This is a genomic window from Brevibacterium aurantiacum, assembly GCF_007558825.1.
Classification (GTDB): Bacteria; Actinomycetota; Actinomycetes; order Actinomycetales; family Brevibacteriaceae; genus Brevibacterium; species Brevibacterium aurantiacum_A.
Genome location: NZ_VLTK01000004.1, coordinates 69039 through 85476 on the forward strand (window position 1 = coordinate 69039; position 16438 = coordinate 85476).

The window sequence follows — 16438 nt, forward strand, 5'->3', positions numbered from 1 at the left end:
ATTCCAGGGCACGGTCTCAGAGCGAGCAGGCGATGAACGTGGGTTCAGGCTCGAGGACGATGCCGAACTTCTCATTCACCCCGTCGACCACGGCACGGGCGAGTTCGAGGACGTCGTCGGTCGCCGCCTGGCCACGATTCGTAAGTGCCAAGGTGTGTTTGGTCGACAGGCTTGCCCGACCCTTCCCGACGCTGAAGCCCTTGGAGAATCCCGCATGTTCGATCAGCCAGGCCGCCGAAGTCTTCGTCCGTCCTTCGATCGTCGATCCGCTCAGTGGATCGGTGACCGGGTAGCGGGGTGCCTCGGCGGGCAGCTCGGCGGGGTCGTCGACGATCGGGTTCGTGAAGAAGGAACCAGCTGACCAGGTGTCGTGGTCCTCTGGGTCCACAACCATGCCTTTGGACCTGCGCAGGGAGATGACGCTGCTGCGTACCAGCGTGGCCGGCACCGACTCCCCGATCTCGACATCCAAAGCCGAAGCGAGCTGTGCGTAGCGCACCGGCAGGGAGTTCGGGCTGCGGTGCAGATCGAACGTCACCGACAGCACAAGGTACTGAGCTGTGCCCGTTCTCTGCTGCGCACGTTTGAGCGCCGAGGTGCGGTAGCCGAACTCGAGTTCGGCGGCACTGAGGTGACGGACCTGGCCGGCGAGGCGATCGAATACCTCGACCGAGGTGATGAGTTCTCCGACCTCTGTCCCGTAGGCGCCCACGTTCTGAATCGGAGTCGCTCCGACGGAGCCGGGAATCCCGGACAGTGCCTCGAGACCCGAGAGACCGGAGCCGAGGGTGAAGGCGACGAATTCGTCCCAGTTCTCCCCCGCCTCGGCGGTGACATGGGTTTCGGTCTCCGAGGTATCGGTCATCGTCACACCCTTGGTGGCGACCACGCACACCTCGGCGTCGAAGCCGGCATCGGAGACGAGGAGGTTCGATCCGCCGCCGATGAAGAGGACATCGGCCGCGGGTTGAGCCGACAGACTCAGGGGATGTTCACGAGAGAAGTCCACAAGATCGTCCCTGGTCTCGGCGATATGCAGCTTGGCTGCTGGGCCGCCGAGGTGGAACGTCGTGAACTCTGCCAGATCCGTCGTCACCGCGAGACTCGGATCTGGGTGCGGCTGAGCACATCCTGGTCACCGGACTTCACCGTGACGTCGATGCGAGCGGTGCCCACAGCTCCGTCGACGGCCCCGACCACCGCGGTCATCGACAGTGCGGCGGTAGGTGTGGCCGGTGTGCCGGATTCGGCGTCGGGGACGAGCACCGGCGCGGAGAACCGTGTCCTGTAGTCGACGATCGCGCCCGGATCGCCGATCCATTCGACGATGGGGGCGATGACGACGGCCATCGAGAGCATGCCGTGGGCGATGACTCCCTCAAGACCCACCTCGGTGGCGAAGCGTTCTGACCAATGGATCGGGTTGTGATCGCCCGAGGCGCCCGCGTAGTCGACGAGCGATGCCCGCGACAGGGGGATCTCGGCTTCGACGACGGTGTCTCCGATGGTCAGTTGGGAGAAGTCGGTGACGCTCATTCTCCGTCTCCTCTCACAACGATGGTCGAGTTCACTGTGACGACAGGCTGTTCGGCGGCGTCGGTGATCTCTGTGCGGGTGGTGATCATGGCGTTGCCGCCCGACGCGCGCACGCCGTCGACGTGGGTCGTAGCGGCCAGGCGGTCACCGGCGACGATGGGCCGGGTGATGCTGAACTGCTCCGAACCGTGAACAACCTTGGAGAAGTCGATGCCGGACTCGGGGTCACTGATGTAAGCCGCTTCGGACTTCTGCGCGATGATCACGGCGAAGGTGGTCGGTGCCACGACGTCGTGATAGCCAAGGGCGGTCGCCGCCTCGGTCGCGAAGTGGTAGTCGGCCTTCGCATTGGTGGCCAGCGCGAATTCCGCGACCGCCTCCCGCGACACCTCATAGGGGCGTGGCAGAGAATAACTGGTTCCCTGCTTATCGGTATTCACCGGCATAGTGGCTCTCTTTCGAAAATACGTGGTGATCCCAGCCTAGCGGCCCCTCACCACGCGAGGGGAATTCACCCGACTGGTACGTGCGACCTCGGATTTGACCGCGAATTCGCATCGGGTTCATCCAATTGATGCACCATCGTCCTCAGCCCCCGAAAACTGGTATAGGTTGTTGCCCACATCACGTTTGACGTTCGGCATCCGAATCATCGCCGCGATGAGGCGGGCGGACGGCTCAGGTGACTGCGAGCAGTGAGCCCAGATGTATTGACAAGGAGCAGTGCCATGACGAACAATCCTGCAGGCCCACCCCCGTCGAAGACGACTGGGAACACGGACGGGTCGGGCACGCCGACCAGCACGCCGGGCACTGGAGTGGGCGCGAACAGGCGTGTGGTCAAGGACGCTGTCGCGGTTCCCGGCACCGGTCGACCAGTCAGCTCGACCGAGGCTCGCATCCCCGATGGCGCTGCGCCCCGAGCAGTGCCGGCAGCCGCGCCCACCTCGGCGCCGGATCCGGCAGACGTCGAAGTCCATGTCGGCACCGATGCCGCCTATGCGGGCAAGGAGGCCGAACGGGTCCAGATCCGACGGCCGCTGCGCAACATCTCCGAGGTCCGACACTTCTTCCGCACCAACATCACGCCGATCTATTTCATCGGTGCGACCCCATTCAACCTGCTCGGCCTCGACCGCTGGGTCCGGAACTTCTCCTACATCACGTACTACGACGGATGGGACGGCGGGCACCCCCGCGTGTTCTCCCCGCGCTACAAACCGTTCGTCGAATTCGACAGTGGTGAGGCGATCAACAACTGGCTTCTCCTCAACGCCGAGGTGCGCGCCCATATGACGGCGAATGTGCCCCACGGTGAACGGCCCAAGGTGGCCATGGTCTTCTTCGACGAGGAGACCGAGCGGATCTGCCGCGAACTCGGCTACGACCTCATCCTGCCCTCGGCGACGCTGCGCAACCAGCTCGATTCGAAGATCGAGACGACGAAGCTCGGCAATGAGGCCGGGGCGTACTCCGTTCCCAATGTGCTCACCACGGCCGACACGTATGCCCAACTCAACGCCGAAGCCGAGAAGGAGAAGCTGGGCACCGACCTCGTCGTCCAGACCCCCTACGGGGATTCGGGGAAGACGACGTTCTTCATCGCTGCTGAAGAGGACTGGAACCGGCACAAGCACGACATCATCGGCGAACAGCTGAAGATCATGAAGCGCATCAACAACACGCCCGTGGCGGTGGAAGCGGTCATCACCAGCAGCGGAGTCGTCGTCGGCCCGTTCCTCACCGAACTGGCCGGCTTCGCCGAGCTCACTCCGTACAAGGGCGGCTGGTGCGGCAATGAGATGACCCCCGATGTGCTCACGGCAGACCAGCGCACACGTGCCAGAGAGCTGGTGCGACGTATGGGCGAGGGACTGCGCATGCGAGGCTACCGCGGCTTCTTCGAGGTCGATGTGCTCGTCGATCTGGACTCCGATGACGTGTATCTGGGCGAGCTCAATCCGCGCATCTCAGGAGCCTCGGCGATCACCAACGTCACCGCCGGCGCCTATGCCGACGTACCGCTGTTCCTGTTCCACCTGCTCGAATACCTCGACGTCGAATTCGATCTCGACGTCGATGAGATCAATGAGCGGTGGGAAGAGCTCTCCGGGGCTGATGAGTGGAGTCAGATGGTCATCAAGGAGACCGCTGACATCACCGAGTACATCACACACTCACCGCTGACCGGTCAGTACTTCCTCGATCAGTACGGGACTCTGACCTACAAACGCCCCGCGCTCGACTGGCATCCCCTGCAGAACGGCAATGAGGTGTTCTTCCTGCGCATCTTCGGGGCCGGCGAATACCGGTGGAAGGGCGCCGACCTCGGTGTGCTCGTGACGAAGAACCCGCTGCAGACCAAGGCCGGGGGTCCGAACGCACTGAGCATCCGGGCCAAGCACTTCATCGATTCGATCCGTGCGATGTACGCCGGTGTGCCTGTTGCTGTGGAGGATCCCTCACCTGCTCTTGGCGGCCCAGGAGCAAAGGGCGATTGACATCCGTGGTGGTAATCTCATCACGGACTGACGCAACTACCGCAGACTGCACGAGACGATATCGAAGAGGTGGAGAGTGACCGAGACGTCGCCGGACAATACTGTGCCCGTCGCCCCCGTCATCGACAAGGACAACTGGCAGGATGCCGATAACGTCCGCTGGTCCTTCCAGCACGTCGATCAGGTGCTGCCCACGACGCCGATCTCTCGCGGGGCCGGACCTGTGGCAGAGCTGCCTGTAAAGCTGCAGGACCTGGGCAGCATCGAGGTTCCGAAGACCGAGTTCTCAGAGGCTCGCAGCGTGCGCAGCGTCATCGAGGCCAGCGACACGGATGCGTGGATGGTCATGCACAACGGCACGGTGCTCGCCGAGGAGTACTTCTCCACGATGCGCCCGGAGACCGAACACCTGCTGATGTCGGTGAGCAAATCACTCGTGGGCACGGTGGCTGGTGTGCTCGTCGGCGCCGGGGATCTCGATCCGAACAGTCTGGTCACCGACTACGTCCCTGAGCTCGCATCCTCCGGCTATGCCGGGGCCACGGTGCGTCACATCCTCGACATGCGCTCGGGAATCAGATTCTCGGAGAATTACCTCGATCCGAAGTCCGAGGTCAGGCAGATCGAGGAGTCGATCGGCTGGTCTGAGACGAGCCCAGATGGCCAGGCCAAGGGCATGTATGAGTTCCTGACCACGCTGGAGGCGAAGTCCGAGCACGGCGGGGTCTACGAATACCGCTCGTGTGAGACCGATGTGCTGGGCTGGGTGTGCGAGAAGGTCGCCGGCGAGAGCATGCAGGCCCTCATGTCGCGCGTGCTGTGGTCGCGGATCGGAGCCGAACGCGATGCGCTCATAGCCACCGACCAATACGGCGTGGGCATGTTCGACGGTGGCATCAACACCACACTGCGCGACCTCGCTCGCTTCGGCTACCTGTATGCGAACCGGGGAGTCTCCCTCACCGGTGAACAGGTGGTGCCGACCTCGTGGGTCGGGGACACGCTCACCGGCGATGCGGACACCAGGAAGGCCTTCGCCGAGGGGCCCGATGACAATCGGATGCCCGGCGGAATGTATCGGAACCAGTTCTGGTTCCCCTTCCCGGATTCGCACGCGTTCCTCGCCCTGGGCATCCACGGGCAGATGATCTACATGAACCCGGGAGCCAACGTCGTCGGCGTCAAGCTCTCCAGCTGGGGCCTGCCGCAGGATGCTGCCAAACTGTTCCCCACGATCCGGGCATTCGACGCCCTGGCAAAAGCAATCAGCGCGCCAATCGTCGACTGAGCACTGTGCAGCTGGCGGTGGCTCAGCGAATCATGCGGTCGCCCTGTGAACCATGCGGCTGACCCGTGCCTCAGGTGTCGATTCGCACCGTGCGAAACGGCGAGAACCAGAGGCCGACAGCGGCCAGGGTGAAGATTCCAGCGGCGATGATCAGCGCGAGTTCAGAGCTCGTGGCGGCAGCGAGGATCCCGGCCAGCGGCGACACGATGACCACGACTGCGCGATTCGTTGATCGCATCGTCGTGTTCGTCCGCGCCTGGAGGCCGTCGGGAGTGATCGACTGTCGGTAGGCCATTTCGTGGGAGTTGCTCAACCCGATGCCGAATCCGTGCAGAAAGACTCCGACGAAGAGGACTGGCACCGAACCGGTCATGACCGTTGCCACCAAGAGGACGAGGACTCCGCTCGCCGAGCACACATGCGCGAGGATCACGGCTCGCCCATTGCCCAGCCGCTCCCCTGCCGCACGTGAGCTCAGGGCGCCGATCATTCCGCCTATGCCGCTGCCGGCCATGACGATGCCGAACCAGAAGGCGTCGATGCCGATGTCGTTGAGGAAGTAGTCTGCGGTGACAGCCGCAAGGATGGCCTGCGCGGCGAACCACACATGGGTCCATACGGCGAGATCTCTCAGGCTCGGAGTCGAATAGACCCATTTCAGCCCGGCCCCGATCTCCCGGCGCAGGTTCGGCTGGGCCGACTCATCGGCCCGTAATCGGCTCGGTTCCTCAACTTGGATGAGAGAGACGACGACGGCCGAGAACAGGAAGGTGCCTACGTTGACGAGCACAGCGAACGGCGCCGCGACGACCGCGAGCAGCACACCGCCGATGGCCGGACCGGCCGTCTCAGCGACGGCGTTGGTCCCGTCGATCCTGGCATGGGCAGACTGCAGACTCCGTGTCGGAATCAGGCGGGGTACGAAGGCCTGCGAGGCACTGTCGTTGATGAGAGTCGCCGTTCCCAGAACCGCTGCAAGCAGAAGCAGCGAGCTCAGATTCAGCAGGTCCAGGTACCACAGCACCGGAATCGCACACAGCAGCAGCGCACGCACGAGGTCGCTGGCAATCATGACTGGCCTGCGCCGAACCCGATCGACGAGCGCACCCAGCACGAGGCCCAAGAGGAGATAGGGAAGCCACCTTGCTGCATTCATCCAGCCCAGGCCGACAGTCCCCGCATGCAGGTAGTCGACGACGATGACCTGCAGTGTCAGGATGGTGATCCAGCTGCCGAATCCCGATGCGGTTTCGCCCGCCCAGAACCACCGAAAGGCTCGGGGCAGCTGCGCGCTCATGGCTTCAGGTTAGCAAGGCACTGTCGTTCGAGGTCATAGGCCCAAGTGCGCGATCTCTGCTGCTTGCTGGCCGAGGATCGCTCTGGCGATTGCGTCGCCGATGAGCGGACCCATCGTCAGCCCGCCCGCACCGAATCCGGAAGCCAGCCACAGGTCTTGCGCACCGGGGACAGCCCCGGCATAGGGCAGCCCGCTCGTGCGTGTGGACATGGGCCTGACTCCGACTCTCGTCTCCACCACCGTGGCCTCTGCGAGTCCGGGAGCGATCCTGAGCGCATCGGAAAGAACCTGATACTGCCCCTCAGCTGTTGCTCGGACGTCGAATCCGACACCGTCCTCACGGGTAGCACCGATGACGACTCTGCCTCCGTCAAAGGGAGTGATGTAATGGTGGTCGAGCGGGTGCACAGTCGGCCATGGCGAGGTGTTGATCCCGTGCAGACCCAGGTGAACCAGCTGTCCTCGCTGCGCGGTGATCGCCACGCTATGACCAAGCCTCTGCAGCATCTCCGTGCTCCGGGCTCCACCTGCGACGACGAGCGCGTCGAAGTCCTCCATCGCCGAGGTGGTCCCCACCTGCCACATGCCTCCACGGCGTCCGGTGGAGATGGTTCTCGCCGAATCGTGCACAAGCCGCGCGCCGTAGGCGTGCGCTCCGGTCAGAATGGCATCGCGCAGGGTACGACCATCGACGCGGCCGCCCCCGGTGATGAACAGCCCTGTCATCTCCGGGGCGATCGGCGGGAAGATCTCGCGCAGATTCGCAGAGTCCATGTCGTGGACCTCGCCGGCGACGGAGGCGGCACCTGCGACACGATCACGGATGAGTCGGGTCGCCTCGGCGAGCACGACAGGATCTGAGTTGACGACGAGCGCACCGGATCTGCGGTATCCCAGATCGGGGACCCCCAGAGCGCTGAGGCGATTGAGGAAGTCCGGGTAGAAGCTGCCTCCGGCGGCATAGGTCTCATAGTAGGCGCCGGAGCTCGTCGAGACCCAGGGAGCAATGATGCCGGCGCTGGCGGCGGTCGCCTGACCGGCCATGGCGTCGTCGAAGATGGTCACGCTGACGTCGCGTGAGGCCAGGCCGAACGCGACCGAGGCGCCTGCGATTCCGCCGCCGATGACGGCAACTCGAGCTGATGTGTCGGTCACGGCGGTACGTCTCCCCTGACGAGTGCAAACCTTGCATGGCGGCTGTTGATCACCTCGAGCCTACGCCCTCCCGCGCCCTCGCAAAGCCCTCCCGGCAATAACGCACTGCGCCCCGCCAGTCTCCATTCCTACACGTGCAACGGGAGGAACAGAGGCTGACGGGGCGTGATGCTGATTCGGCTCAGGTGCCGGAGTGGGATTCGCTCTTCACCTGTTCACGGGCCTCGCGCAGCATGGCCTCGCGAGTCGCGATCTTCACACGCTCACGGCCTTCGACTTCGCCCAACGCCTTCTCAGCGGCCTCCAGTCGGTGGTAGCCTTCCCAGTCCACGAAGTCGACGCCTTTGGACTCGAGGAGTTCGACGATCGAGTCCTCGTCGGGGAACAGCGGCTCGGTGAGCACACCAGCGGCGCGGTCATCGAGGATGTGCCCGATCGTCTCCAGGGCATCGCCCTTCGTGTGACCGATGAGTCCGACCGGACCGCGCTTGATCCACCCTGTTGCGTAGACGCCCTGAACGACGTCTCCTTCAGCTGCCGAAGCCTGGTCGTCGGTGTCGACGACCCGACCCTCGTGATTCGGGATCACACGTTTGCCCTCGTCGAAGGGCAGCTGCGGAAGTGCTGTGCCGGCATAGCCGACNATGAGTCGTGCGCTCTAACCAGCTGAGCTACCCCGCCCCAGCACCGCATTTAAGCGGCACGAGAGCCCCGAAAGGGATTCGAACCCTTGACCTTCTCCTTACCATGGAGATGCTCTACCGACTGAGCTATCGGGGCAACAGGTAAGAATTTACACGGCTTCGCGCAGCGAGGGCAAATCGGCGTTCAGTGACGTCACTCACAGACTGCAGGAGTTCACATCACCGGGTCGAATCGACCCGCCAGGAAACCCTGCAGACGGCCGGGCTGGTTGGTGATGATGCCATCGACCTCGGCATCAAGGAGCTCACGCCATTCGTCCATGGAATCAGCCGTCCACACGAATACGCCCAAGTCATTGTCACGGATCTCGGTGACAACGGACCTGCGCATGGAGAAGCCCTTGAATGAGGGATTGATCGCGACGGCACCCAGGGCCCGTGCCAACTCGATGTCTTCAGGGCGCGGGACCATGCGCAGAAGGAACCGCGAAACCATCGGCAGCATGTCTCTGCAGGCCGCCAGCGTCTCGGTGTTGAAGGACTGTACGACCATCCGATCAGCGGTTCCGGTCGCAACGACGAGCTCGGAGATCTGAGCCACCGCACCGGAGGACCACTCCCCCTTGAGTTCGAGCAGGAGCTCACCGCCGCGGTGCTGGATATCTCGCATCACTGCTGCCAGCGTGGGTATCCGGACACCGGTGAATCCCGGACCCATCCAGGAGCCGGCGTCGACGAAGGAAAGCTCTTCCGCCGTCAGGTTCGCCACCGGTCCTTTCCGATTCGTGGTCCGATCCAGATCCGGATCATGGAGGATGACCGGGACCCCATCGGCGCTCGTCGAGGTGTCGACTTCGATGAAGTCCACGTCGAGGGCACGTGCCGCATCCACTGCGGCGAGGCTGTTCTCCGGGGCCACTGCGGAATAACCGCGGTGCGCGATCACCAGGGGACGCTTCGAGGAACCAGGTCGCTCAGTGATGCCTCGTTCGTGCAGGAACTGCAGAAAACTCATACGCCCAGACTATGCCCTGCCCCGGCTCTCGCCTCAATCCGGGCGCACTCCGTCTCACCTCACTGCACGGTCATGTTGGACCTGAATCGTCTTCATTATCTTGAATGCTGAGAAAGGCATAGGCACTATCCGAAAACAGGCAATAACGTACTCTCTGTGAGCTGCTTCATATCCACGCCGTTGTGGATGTGACAACCGAGCCCACACGACACTCACCATCTTCGAAAGGATCGCTATGGAAGGCATCTACGCTGCCGCGATCGTGCTCGGCTTCATCGCCATCGGCGAATTGGTCTCGATCTGGTCCAAGGCTCGCATCCCCAGCCTCCTCGTGGCGATGCTGGGGATCTTCATCTTCGCCAAGATCGGCATCGTCCCGGACACCGTCGTCGACGATTCGATGCTCGTCCAGGTCTACACCATCCTCGTGGCTCCTCTGCTCTTCCACATGGGTACGCTTATCCCCCTGCGCGTGATGCTCAAGCAGTGGCGCTCGGTCATCATCGCCGTCTCCGGAATGCTCGTCGCCGTACTTCTCATCTTCTTCATCATCGCTCCCATCTTCGGATTCGAGACCTTCGTAGCAGGTTCGGGACCCCTGGCGGGCGGCATCGTCGCCACCAGCCTGACGACCGAGGGCCTGACAGCGTCCGGAGCCGCATCGGCGATCATCGTGCTTCCGGCTCTGGTGCTCATGCTGCAGTCGCTGCCGTCGATGCCGCTGACGAATTTCCTGCTCCGCCGCTATGCGACGAAGCTGCGTGACAGCGGCGAACTCCACGAGCTGGCCGCGGCTCATCATGAGGACGAGGCCGACGCCGCCGCGAAGAAGAAGCTCGTGACACTGCCGGCGTTCCTCGTAGACAACCAGCTGTTCATGCTCTTCCTCATCCTCGTCGGGGGCTCCATCGCAACCCTGCTTGCCGGCCCGACGCACATCCCGTCATCGATCCTCGCACTCGTCCTCGGCATCGTCGCAACCGCAATCGGCCTGTCCCCGGACAAGGCGATGGAGCGGTCGAACTCTTTCGGCATCGCCATGTCCGGCGTGATCGCCATCGTCATGGCCCCGCTGGTCTCGGCCTCGGTGCAGGACGTCATCAACGCCTTCCTGCCCACCATCTCGATCCTCGTCGTCGGCGGCATCGGCATCGTTGTCGGTGGCTACATCGCTACGAAGCTGCTGAGGTGGAAGGCCACTCTGGGAATGTCGGTGGCACTGACCTCCATGTACGGCTTTCCTGCCGACTACCTGCTGACCAACGAGGTCGCTCGCTCCATCGCCCGTGACGAGGACGAGAAGGAGGCCCTCCTCAATGTCATGTTGCCGCCGATGCTCGTCGGCGGGTTCACCTCGGTCAGTGCCGGTTCCGTCGTCATCGCCAGCGTCCTCGTGGGAATGCTGTGAGCACCCTTCTGAGCGAGGCGAATGCCCTCCTACCCCAGCTGCAGGAATTCCGACGACGTCTCCACTCCCACCCCGAGGTCGGCCTCGATCTGCCGCACACCCAGGCCGCGGTTCTCACTGCCTTGGAAGGACTCGATCTGGAGGTGAGCACGGGCGTTGAGACCACCTCGGTGGTGGCAGTCCTGCGTGGAACCCACCCCGAGCGGCCCGCGCATGCTCCGGCTGTCCTTCTACGCGGCGACATGGACGCGCTGCCCGTCGAAGAACTCACCGACGAACCGTTCAGGTCGACGAATGGGAACATGCACGCCTGTGGTCATGATCTGCACACCGCGGGACTCGTGGGTGCCGTCCAACTGCTGCATGCGCACCGGGAAGAGCTCGCAGGCGACGTCGTCTTCATGTTCCAGCCCGGCGAGGAGGGTTACAACGGCGCCTCAGTGATGATCAACGAGGGTGTCCTCGACGCTGCGGGACCTCGGGTGATCGCTGCCTTCGGAGCCCATGTCCACATGGGCTCCAGAGGAGTCGTCTCGACGAAGCCCGGAACACTGCAGGCCGGTTCCAATGTCCTCCACATCACCCTGCACGGACGAGGCGGCCACGGATCCCAGCCGCAGTCGGCGATCGACCCTGTCCCGGCCCTGGCCGAACTCGTGACCGCGCTGCAGAATATGGTCAGCCGACGCATCAGCACCTTCGACCCGATCGCTCTGTCCGTGACACAGCTGACGGCCGGTGAGGCCGTCAACGTCATCCCCGCCTCGGCGAGCCTCGGTGCCACAGTCCGCACCCTGTCCCAGGAGTCATTGGACACGGTGCGGTCGCAATCGAAGCAGTTGGCCAGAGGAATCGCGGAGGCCCACGGATGCACCGCCGAGGTGGACTTCCAGGTTCAGTACCCCGTGACCGTCAACGACGAGACTGAGACCGCATGGACCATCGACCAGGTCCGCGGCCTGCTGGGCGAAGACCGGATGGAGGTCTCACCGCACCCGATCATGCCCAGTGAGGACTTCTCATTCGTCCTTCGGGAGGTTCCGGGCACCTATATGATGCTCGGCGCCAAGCGCACGGACGTGCCCGAGGAACGGCAGGGCGACAACCACTCCCCCTTCGTCATCTTCGACGACACAGTGCTCGGCGATCAGGCGGCACTGCTGTGTCACCTGGCCCTCGAACGTCTGCGCGCGGAGATCTAGCTCCGCTTCCTCTGCCACCACCGCCGAGGATGTTCCCGCTCCTCGCCCTGACCTGTGGTCGGGGTCGGGGGCGGGTTCGGCGTTGGCGCAGGCTTCGCAGCTCGGCGTCGGCGCCAGGCCGCGACCTCATCCTCGACCTTCCGGGGCGGGGTGAACACGGGCGGTCCCTCGCGCAGATCCATAATGGCGTCACGGACACGATCGTTGAACCCGGCGAGATAGCTGCGCACGTCGGCCTCCCTCGAAAAGGCATCGAGCGTGTCCTCGAGGACGGCGTTCTCCTTGCGCAGCTGGAAGGCTGCGGGAGCCACGCCGCTCATGTCTTCCTGATCCATCTTCGCCTTGACCCACCAGTCGGGATCTTCCGAGTTGTGGAGACCGGATAGGGGCTTGCCAAGACCGGGCAGGTCATCGAAGTCGCCGCGTCTGATCGCTTTGTCCAGAGCGGATTCGACGATGGCGTTGCGATCCTCGAGCGAACCTATGCGGCGGGGAGGCTGTTCTTCGTTCATGGCGACGATTCCATTCGGCTTTTCTTCCACAGTAGAGAAGCGCCGGGGGCCGCGCAATGGGGGTGAATGCGAAGAAGCCCCGTGATCCGAAGATCACGGGGCTTCTCACTTCTGCGTGGCAGATGAAGGATTCGAACCTTCGAAGGCAATGCCGGCTGATTTACAGTCAGCTCCCTTTGGCCGCTCGGGCAATCTGCCGCAGTGTGTGCTCGATGAGCACTTGAAAATACTACAAGCACCCACCCCGAATCACCAACTCGATAGACGCAGATCACAATTATGCGTCTCGACTACACTCGGTGACCAGATACTCGTCCATCTTCTCACCACACAAGGAGCATTCATGGCCAGCGAATCCTCATTCGACGTCGTCAGCAAGGTCGACCGGCAGGAGGCCGACAACGCATTGAACCAGGCCGCCAAGGAGATCAACTCACGCTATGATTTCCGCGGCACCGACGCCTCGATCGCCTGGACCGGAGAAGCCATCCAGATGAAGGCCGTCAGCGAGGACCGCGTCAAGGCGATCCTCGACGTCTTCCAGTCGAAGCTGGTCAAGCGCGGCATCTCGCTGAAGTCCCTCGAAGACGGCGAACCCTATCCTTCGGGCAAGGAATACCGCATCGATGCCAGCCTCAAAGAGGGCATCGACAAAGACAATGCGAAGAAGATCTCGAAGTACATCCGAGACGAGGGCCCCAAGGGCGTCAAGGCACAGATCCAGGGCGAGGAGCTGCGCGTGAGCTCGAAGAAGCGCGACGACCTGCAGGAAGTCATCGCCCTGCTCAAGGGCAAGGATCTCGATCTCGACCTGCAGTTCGTCAACTACCGCTGAGTCGCAACGATCGGTAAGCAGCACTCCCCTCACCCGCATCCCCGCTTGCCCCCATCATTGGTCCTCTCTGCGGCCAGCATGTCTCAATAAGACGGTGTCTGACAGTTCAAGTCGTTGTCTGTCGGCTCGAGACGCCCTCTGAGCTGGTTATGACGGCAGGTGTCGGCGATGGTCGCCTGCCCCACCGCCGCCCCGCGCACGGCGGCAGGATGGCGGCATGTCCAGCACATTCCCCACAGCCACCGTCATCGGCTATCCGCACATCGGCCCGAATCGTGAGCAGACGAAGGCTCTCGCGAACTATTGGGCAGGCCGCATCGATGCCGAGGGTTTCTCACAGTGCATGCGCTCCCTGCGGCTGAACACCTACAGTCGCCTGCGGGAGCTTGGTTTGGACGAGGACTATTCGATCCCCGCCTCCTACAGCCACTGCGACCATGTCCTCGACACTGCCCTGAGCGTCGGACTCATCGAGTCGCAGCCCACCGGCACCGACTTCGACCTCGATGAATACTTCGCCGCGGCACGGGCCACGGGGCAGCGAACGCTCCTGGGGGTCGACGGGTGGTTCGATGCCAACTATCGCCATCTGGTGCCGGAACTCAAGGATTCCACCCCGTTCAGGGCCCGGCCCCAGCACCTTCTCTCGCTGGTGTCGGAGGCACGAGGCGCCGGTCACACGATCCGACCTGTCCTTGTCGGTCCCGTGACCCTGCTGGCCCTGTCGAAGACCAGCCCAGACACGAACATCTCGGCGTTCGACCGGCTCGACGAACTCACTGTCGCCTACCTCGACGTCATCAGCATTCTCGCCGCGGCAGGAGTCGACTGGGTTCAGCTGGACGAACCTGCTCTCGTGACCGACTTCGACGAACACTCCGATTCCGAGCTCGCCGAGGCCGCCTCCCGTGCCTACACCGCCCTGAACAGGTCGAACACTCGCCCGCAGATCTTCGTCACGGCCCCGCACGGAAGTCTGCGAGCAGGGTTGTCCGCGCTGGCGCATTCTGGCATCGATGCCCTTGGTGTGGACGTCTCAGCAGCCACCCGCGCGTCCGATCCGGACTATGCATGCCGCATCGCCGCGGAGACTCCAACCTCAGTCCACCTCGTCGCCGGTATCATCGACGGCTGCACTGCTATGGCCGACAACCTGTCCACCAGCTTGTCGGTCCTGCAGGACTGTGATCGCGAATCACTCAGCGTCTCCACCTCGACTTCGGTGGTGGATACTCCCCACGCGGTGTCAGCCGAGACCGATCTGAACGTTCATGAGGCTTCGCCGCCCTCCGCGGCCGAGGAGAAGGTCACCGCGGTGAAGACCCTGGCAATCGCGTGGACCGACAGGCCCGATGACACAAGGCGGAGCTCACCTCGAGTAGGTCGACCACATGGCCCTCTGCGAGAAATCGGCGACCCGCAGCAGCTCGTTGCGTCTGACACCGTGTTTCGCCTGGACAGCCAGACCGTGCCAGATCGCCTGCACAAAGCCGGCGACGACATCACCGTCGGTTCCGCCCAGGATCTCGCCCTCGTCAATCGCTCTGGTGAGGCGAGTTCGGAGAAGGCGTTCGTTCTCCGTCAGCATGGTGGATATGTCTCCGCGCGCCTTGCGCGTCGCCGGCACCTCTGACATGACTGCGCTGGTGATGAGGCAACCGGGGTGCGAATCCGCGGGTTGAGTGAACTCGATGACCGAGGATCTCAGCAGCTCATCGACGACGGTCCTGATGGACTGCGCGGCGACCGCCTGTTCGTACAGAGCGGTGTAGCGCCGGGCGTAGACCCGAACGCACTCGTCGAACAGTCCGGACTTGCTGTCGAATGCCGAGTACAGGCTCGACGTCGAGATACCGATCGCCGAACTCAGGTGCCGAGTCGACGTTCCGCTGTAGCCGAGGCGCCAGAACAATCGTGCGGCGTCGAGCAGGGCCCGGGCTCGATCGAACTCGAGTGGCCGTCCACGGCTATTCGCTTCCACCCTTGCATTGTAGAGCGTCTGCTCCACAATTATTTATGGAGCAGACGTTCCAGAAATGATCTGATGCCGAATCTGAGCTCACGCCAGTTCCCTCGGGATGTAGTACAGGCCCTTTGAATCCTCTTCGACGGTGACGCGCAGGCGGTCGTCGACGCTGACGAAGTCGTTGACCTTGATCGTGCCCTTGGAGTCGCTGAGTTTGCGGACGGCGAAGGCGGGGATGAGACCTTGACGGCCATCGCCGTCGACCGCCAGCGCGTACTTCGGGCCCGTGGCCCTCACCTTCACCTCGATCGTGGAGTCGGTGGCCGAGGGCACACCGGTGTCGAGGTCGGGGTTCGTCAGGGCAGAGAGTTCGACTGCGAGGGTATCGGCCATGTCATCGACAGTTGCGAGCATGTTCGCCATCGCCCGGGCGAACTCACCGTGCAGCTCACTGGGCTTCATCGCCGCGCCGGGTTTGTACATATCCTCGTGAGTCAGCTCGCCCCAGGCGTCTTGGAGCCTGGTCTTGACTTGGATCTCTGCGAAGACCGGCGCACCCTGGTCGGAGGGAATCTGCAGGGTCACATGGCAGGCCCGGTAGCCGCTGGGCTTTGGTGGGTCAACGTAGTTCTTCTGCTCGATGAGAACGAAGGCGCCCAGCTGCTCCGGATCTCTGAGCGAGTCGAACATCATCTTCTGGTCGCGCGGTGATTTGCACAGCACCTTGACTCCGACGATGTCTCGGATGTGATCCTCAACGTCACGTGGAGAGGAAATCCGCAGCTCCGGGTCGTCGGCGGTCTTTTCGACGAGCTTGGCGATGGTGCGAGCCGGATCCTTGATGCGATGCCCGTCGACGTCAAGGCGGGAGATGTCCTTGTCTTTCAGGAGACCCTTCTGCTGCTGTTTGAGCCAGTGTTTGATTCGCACGGCAGCAGATTCCCAGGCGTCGCGCCGTTGCGCATAGGCCTGTGAGACCACTTCCCTCATCGCCGAATCCGCGCTCACCGTACCTCCTCTGTCACAGGGTCCTCACTGCTCCCATCAAACCACGAGCGCGCCACCGATACGGTGACGCG

Annotated in this window: 15 protein-coding genes, 2 tRNA genes and 1 pseudogene; 6 read left to right on the plus strand and 12 right to left on the minus strand. The window is 63.2% G+C overall.

Translation table 11 applies throughout. The features are described from left to right. Positions 1 to 16 precede the first annotated feature (16 nt). From FO013_RS07685 to FO013_RS07695, 3 genes are read right to left on the minus strand one after another with little or no spacing between them, the layout of a single operon-like run. Complete coding sequence (locus tag FO013_RS07685) at positions 17 to 1096, minus strand: UDP-N-acetylmuramate dehydrogenase (protein WP_143921976.1); 1080 nt, start codon at positions 1094 to 1096, stop codon at positions 17 to 19. After that, positions 1093 to 1536, minus strand: coding sequence for a MaoC/PaaZ C-terminal domain-containing protein (locus FO013_RS07690; protein WP_143921977.1), 444 nt, complete (start codon positions 1534 to 1536; stop codon positions 1093 to 1095). The genes FO013_RS07685 and FO013_RS07690 overlap by 4 nt, the downstream gene beginning before the upstream one ends. Further along, positions 1533 to 1982: an FAS1-like dehydratase domain-containing protein gene (locus tag FO013_RS07695; protein ID WP_143921978.1), complete on the minus strand. Its 450-nt coding sequence runs from the start codon at positions 1980 to 1982 to the stop codon at positions 1533 to 1535. Before FO013_RS07695 ends, FO013_RS07690 begins: the two co-directional genes overlap by 4 nt. 282 nt (positions 1983 to 2264) lie before the next feature. On the opposite strand from FO013_RS07695, the gene FO013_RS07700 reads away from it, so the two are divergent. Together FO013_RS07700 and FO013_RS07705 are read left to right on the plus strand one after the other, a co-directional pair. Further along, a complete protein-coding gene (locus FO013_RS07700) occupies positions 2265 to 4037 on the plus strand; it encodes a biotin carboxylase (RefSeq protein WP_143921979.1) in 1773 nt (590 codons plus the stop codon). Positions 4038 to 4113: 76 nt separating this feature from the next. After that, a complete protein-coding gene (locus FO013_RS07705) occupies positions 4114 to 5325 on the plus strand; it encodes a serine hydrolase domain-containing protein (protein WP_143921980.1) in 1212 nt (403 codons plus the stop codon). A gap of 70 nt (positions 5326 to 5395) precedes the next feature. Here FO013_RS07705 and FO013_RS07710 read toward each other — a convergent pair whose 3' ends face one another. From FO013_RS07710 to FO013_RS07730, 5 genes are all read right to left on the minus strand, one after another. Further along, positions 5396 to 6622, minus strand: a complete 1227-nt coding sequence (locus tag FO013_RS07710; RefSeq protein ID WP_143921981.1) for an MFS transporter — start codon at positions 6620 to 6622, stop codon at positions 5396 to 5398. Positions 6623 to 6655: 33 nt separating this feature from the next. Beyond that, a complete protein-coding gene (locus FO013_RS07715; protein ID WP_143921982.1) occupies positions 6656 to 7777 on the minus strand; it encodes an NAD(P)/FAD-dependent oxidoreductase in 1122 nt (373 codons plus the stop codon). Between the two features lie 181 nt (positions 7778 to 7958). Continuing rightward, entirely contained in the window at positions 7959 to 8366 is a 408-nt protein-coding gene (locus FO013_RS07720; protein WP_313900574.1) for a ferredoxin--NADP reductase domain-containing protein, read from the minus strand. 118 nt (positions 8367 to 8484) lie between these two features. Next, a tRNA-Thr gene (locus FO013_RS07725) sits at positions 8485 to 8557 on the minus strand. 78 nt (positions 8558 to 8635) lie between these two features. Then, positions 8636 to 9436: a glycerophosphodiester phosphodiesterase gene (locus FO013_RS07730; RefSeq protein ID WP_143921983.1), complete on the minus strand. Its 801-nt coding sequence runs from the start codon at positions 9434 to 9436 to the stop codon at positions 8636 to 8638. 235 nt (positions 9437 to 9671) lie between these two features. Here FO013_RS07730 and FO013_RS07735 point away from each other — a divergent pair, with 235 nt between their 5' ends. Both FO013_RS07735 and FO013_RS07740 read left to right on the plus strand, forming a co-directional pair. Further along, positions 9672 to 10844: a hypothetical protein gene (locus FO013_RS07735; RefSeq protein ID WP_143921984.1), complete on the plus strand. Its 1173-nt coding sequence runs from the start codon at positions 9672 to 9674 to the stop codon at positions 10842 to 10844. Then, positions 10841 to 12046 (plus strand): M20 metallopeptidase family protein, encoded by a 1206-nt coding sequence (locus FO013_RS07740; RefSeq protein ID WP_143921985.1) that lies wholly within the window; start codon positions 10841 to 10843, stop codon positions 12044 to 12046. The genes FO013_RS07735 and FO013_RS07740 overlap by 4 nt, the downstream gene beginning before the upstream one ends. On the opposite strand, the gene FO013_RS07745 is transcribed toward FO013_RS07740, so the two are convergent. Continuing rightward, entirely contained in the window at positions 12043 to 12558 is a 516-nt protein-coding gene (locus FO013_RS07745) for a DnaJ family domain-containing protein (protein ID WP_143921986.1), read from the minus strand. The genes FO013_RS07740 and FO013_RS07745 overlap by 4 nt on opposite strands. Positions 12559 to 12674: 116 nt before the next feature. Beyond that, a tRNA-Tyr gene (locus FO013_RS07750) sits at positions 12675 to 12756 on the minus strand. Positions 12757 to 12901: 145 nt separating this feature from the next. On the opposite strand from FO013_RS07750, the gene FO013_RS22325 reads away from it, so the two are divergent. Both FO013_RS22325 and FO013_RS07760 read left to right on the plus strand, forming a co-directional pair. After that, a complete protein-coding gene (locus FO013_RS22325) occupies positions 12902 to 13393 on the plus strand; it encodes a YajQ family cyclic di-GMP-binding protein (RefSeq protein ID WP_186293020.1) in 492 nt (163 codons plus the stop codon). Positions 13394 to 13610: 217 nt separating this feature from the next. Continuing rightward, a complete protein-coding gene (locus FO013_RS07760; RefSeq protein WP_260848046.1) occupies positions 13611 to 15026 on the plus strand; it encodes a hypothetical protein in 1416 nt (471 codons plus the stop codon). A 171-nt stretch (positions 15027 to 15197) separates the two neighbouring features. Here the strand turns inward: FO013_RS07760 and FO013_RS22810 are convergent. Then, positions 15198 to 15401 (minus strand): annotated as a pseudogene (locus tag FO013_RS22810) (TetR/AcrR family transcriptional regulator); the annotation flags it as partial. 51 nt (positions 15402 to 15452) lie between these two features. Next, positions 15453 to 16367 carry a GTP pyrophosphokinase gene (locus FO013_RS07770; protein ID WP_143921989.1) on the minus strand — a complete coding sequence of 305 codons (915 nt, stop codon included), beginning with the start codon at positions 16365 to 16367 and terminating at the stop codon, positions 15453 to 15455. Between the last annotated feature and the right edge of the window lie 71 nt (positions 16368 to 16438).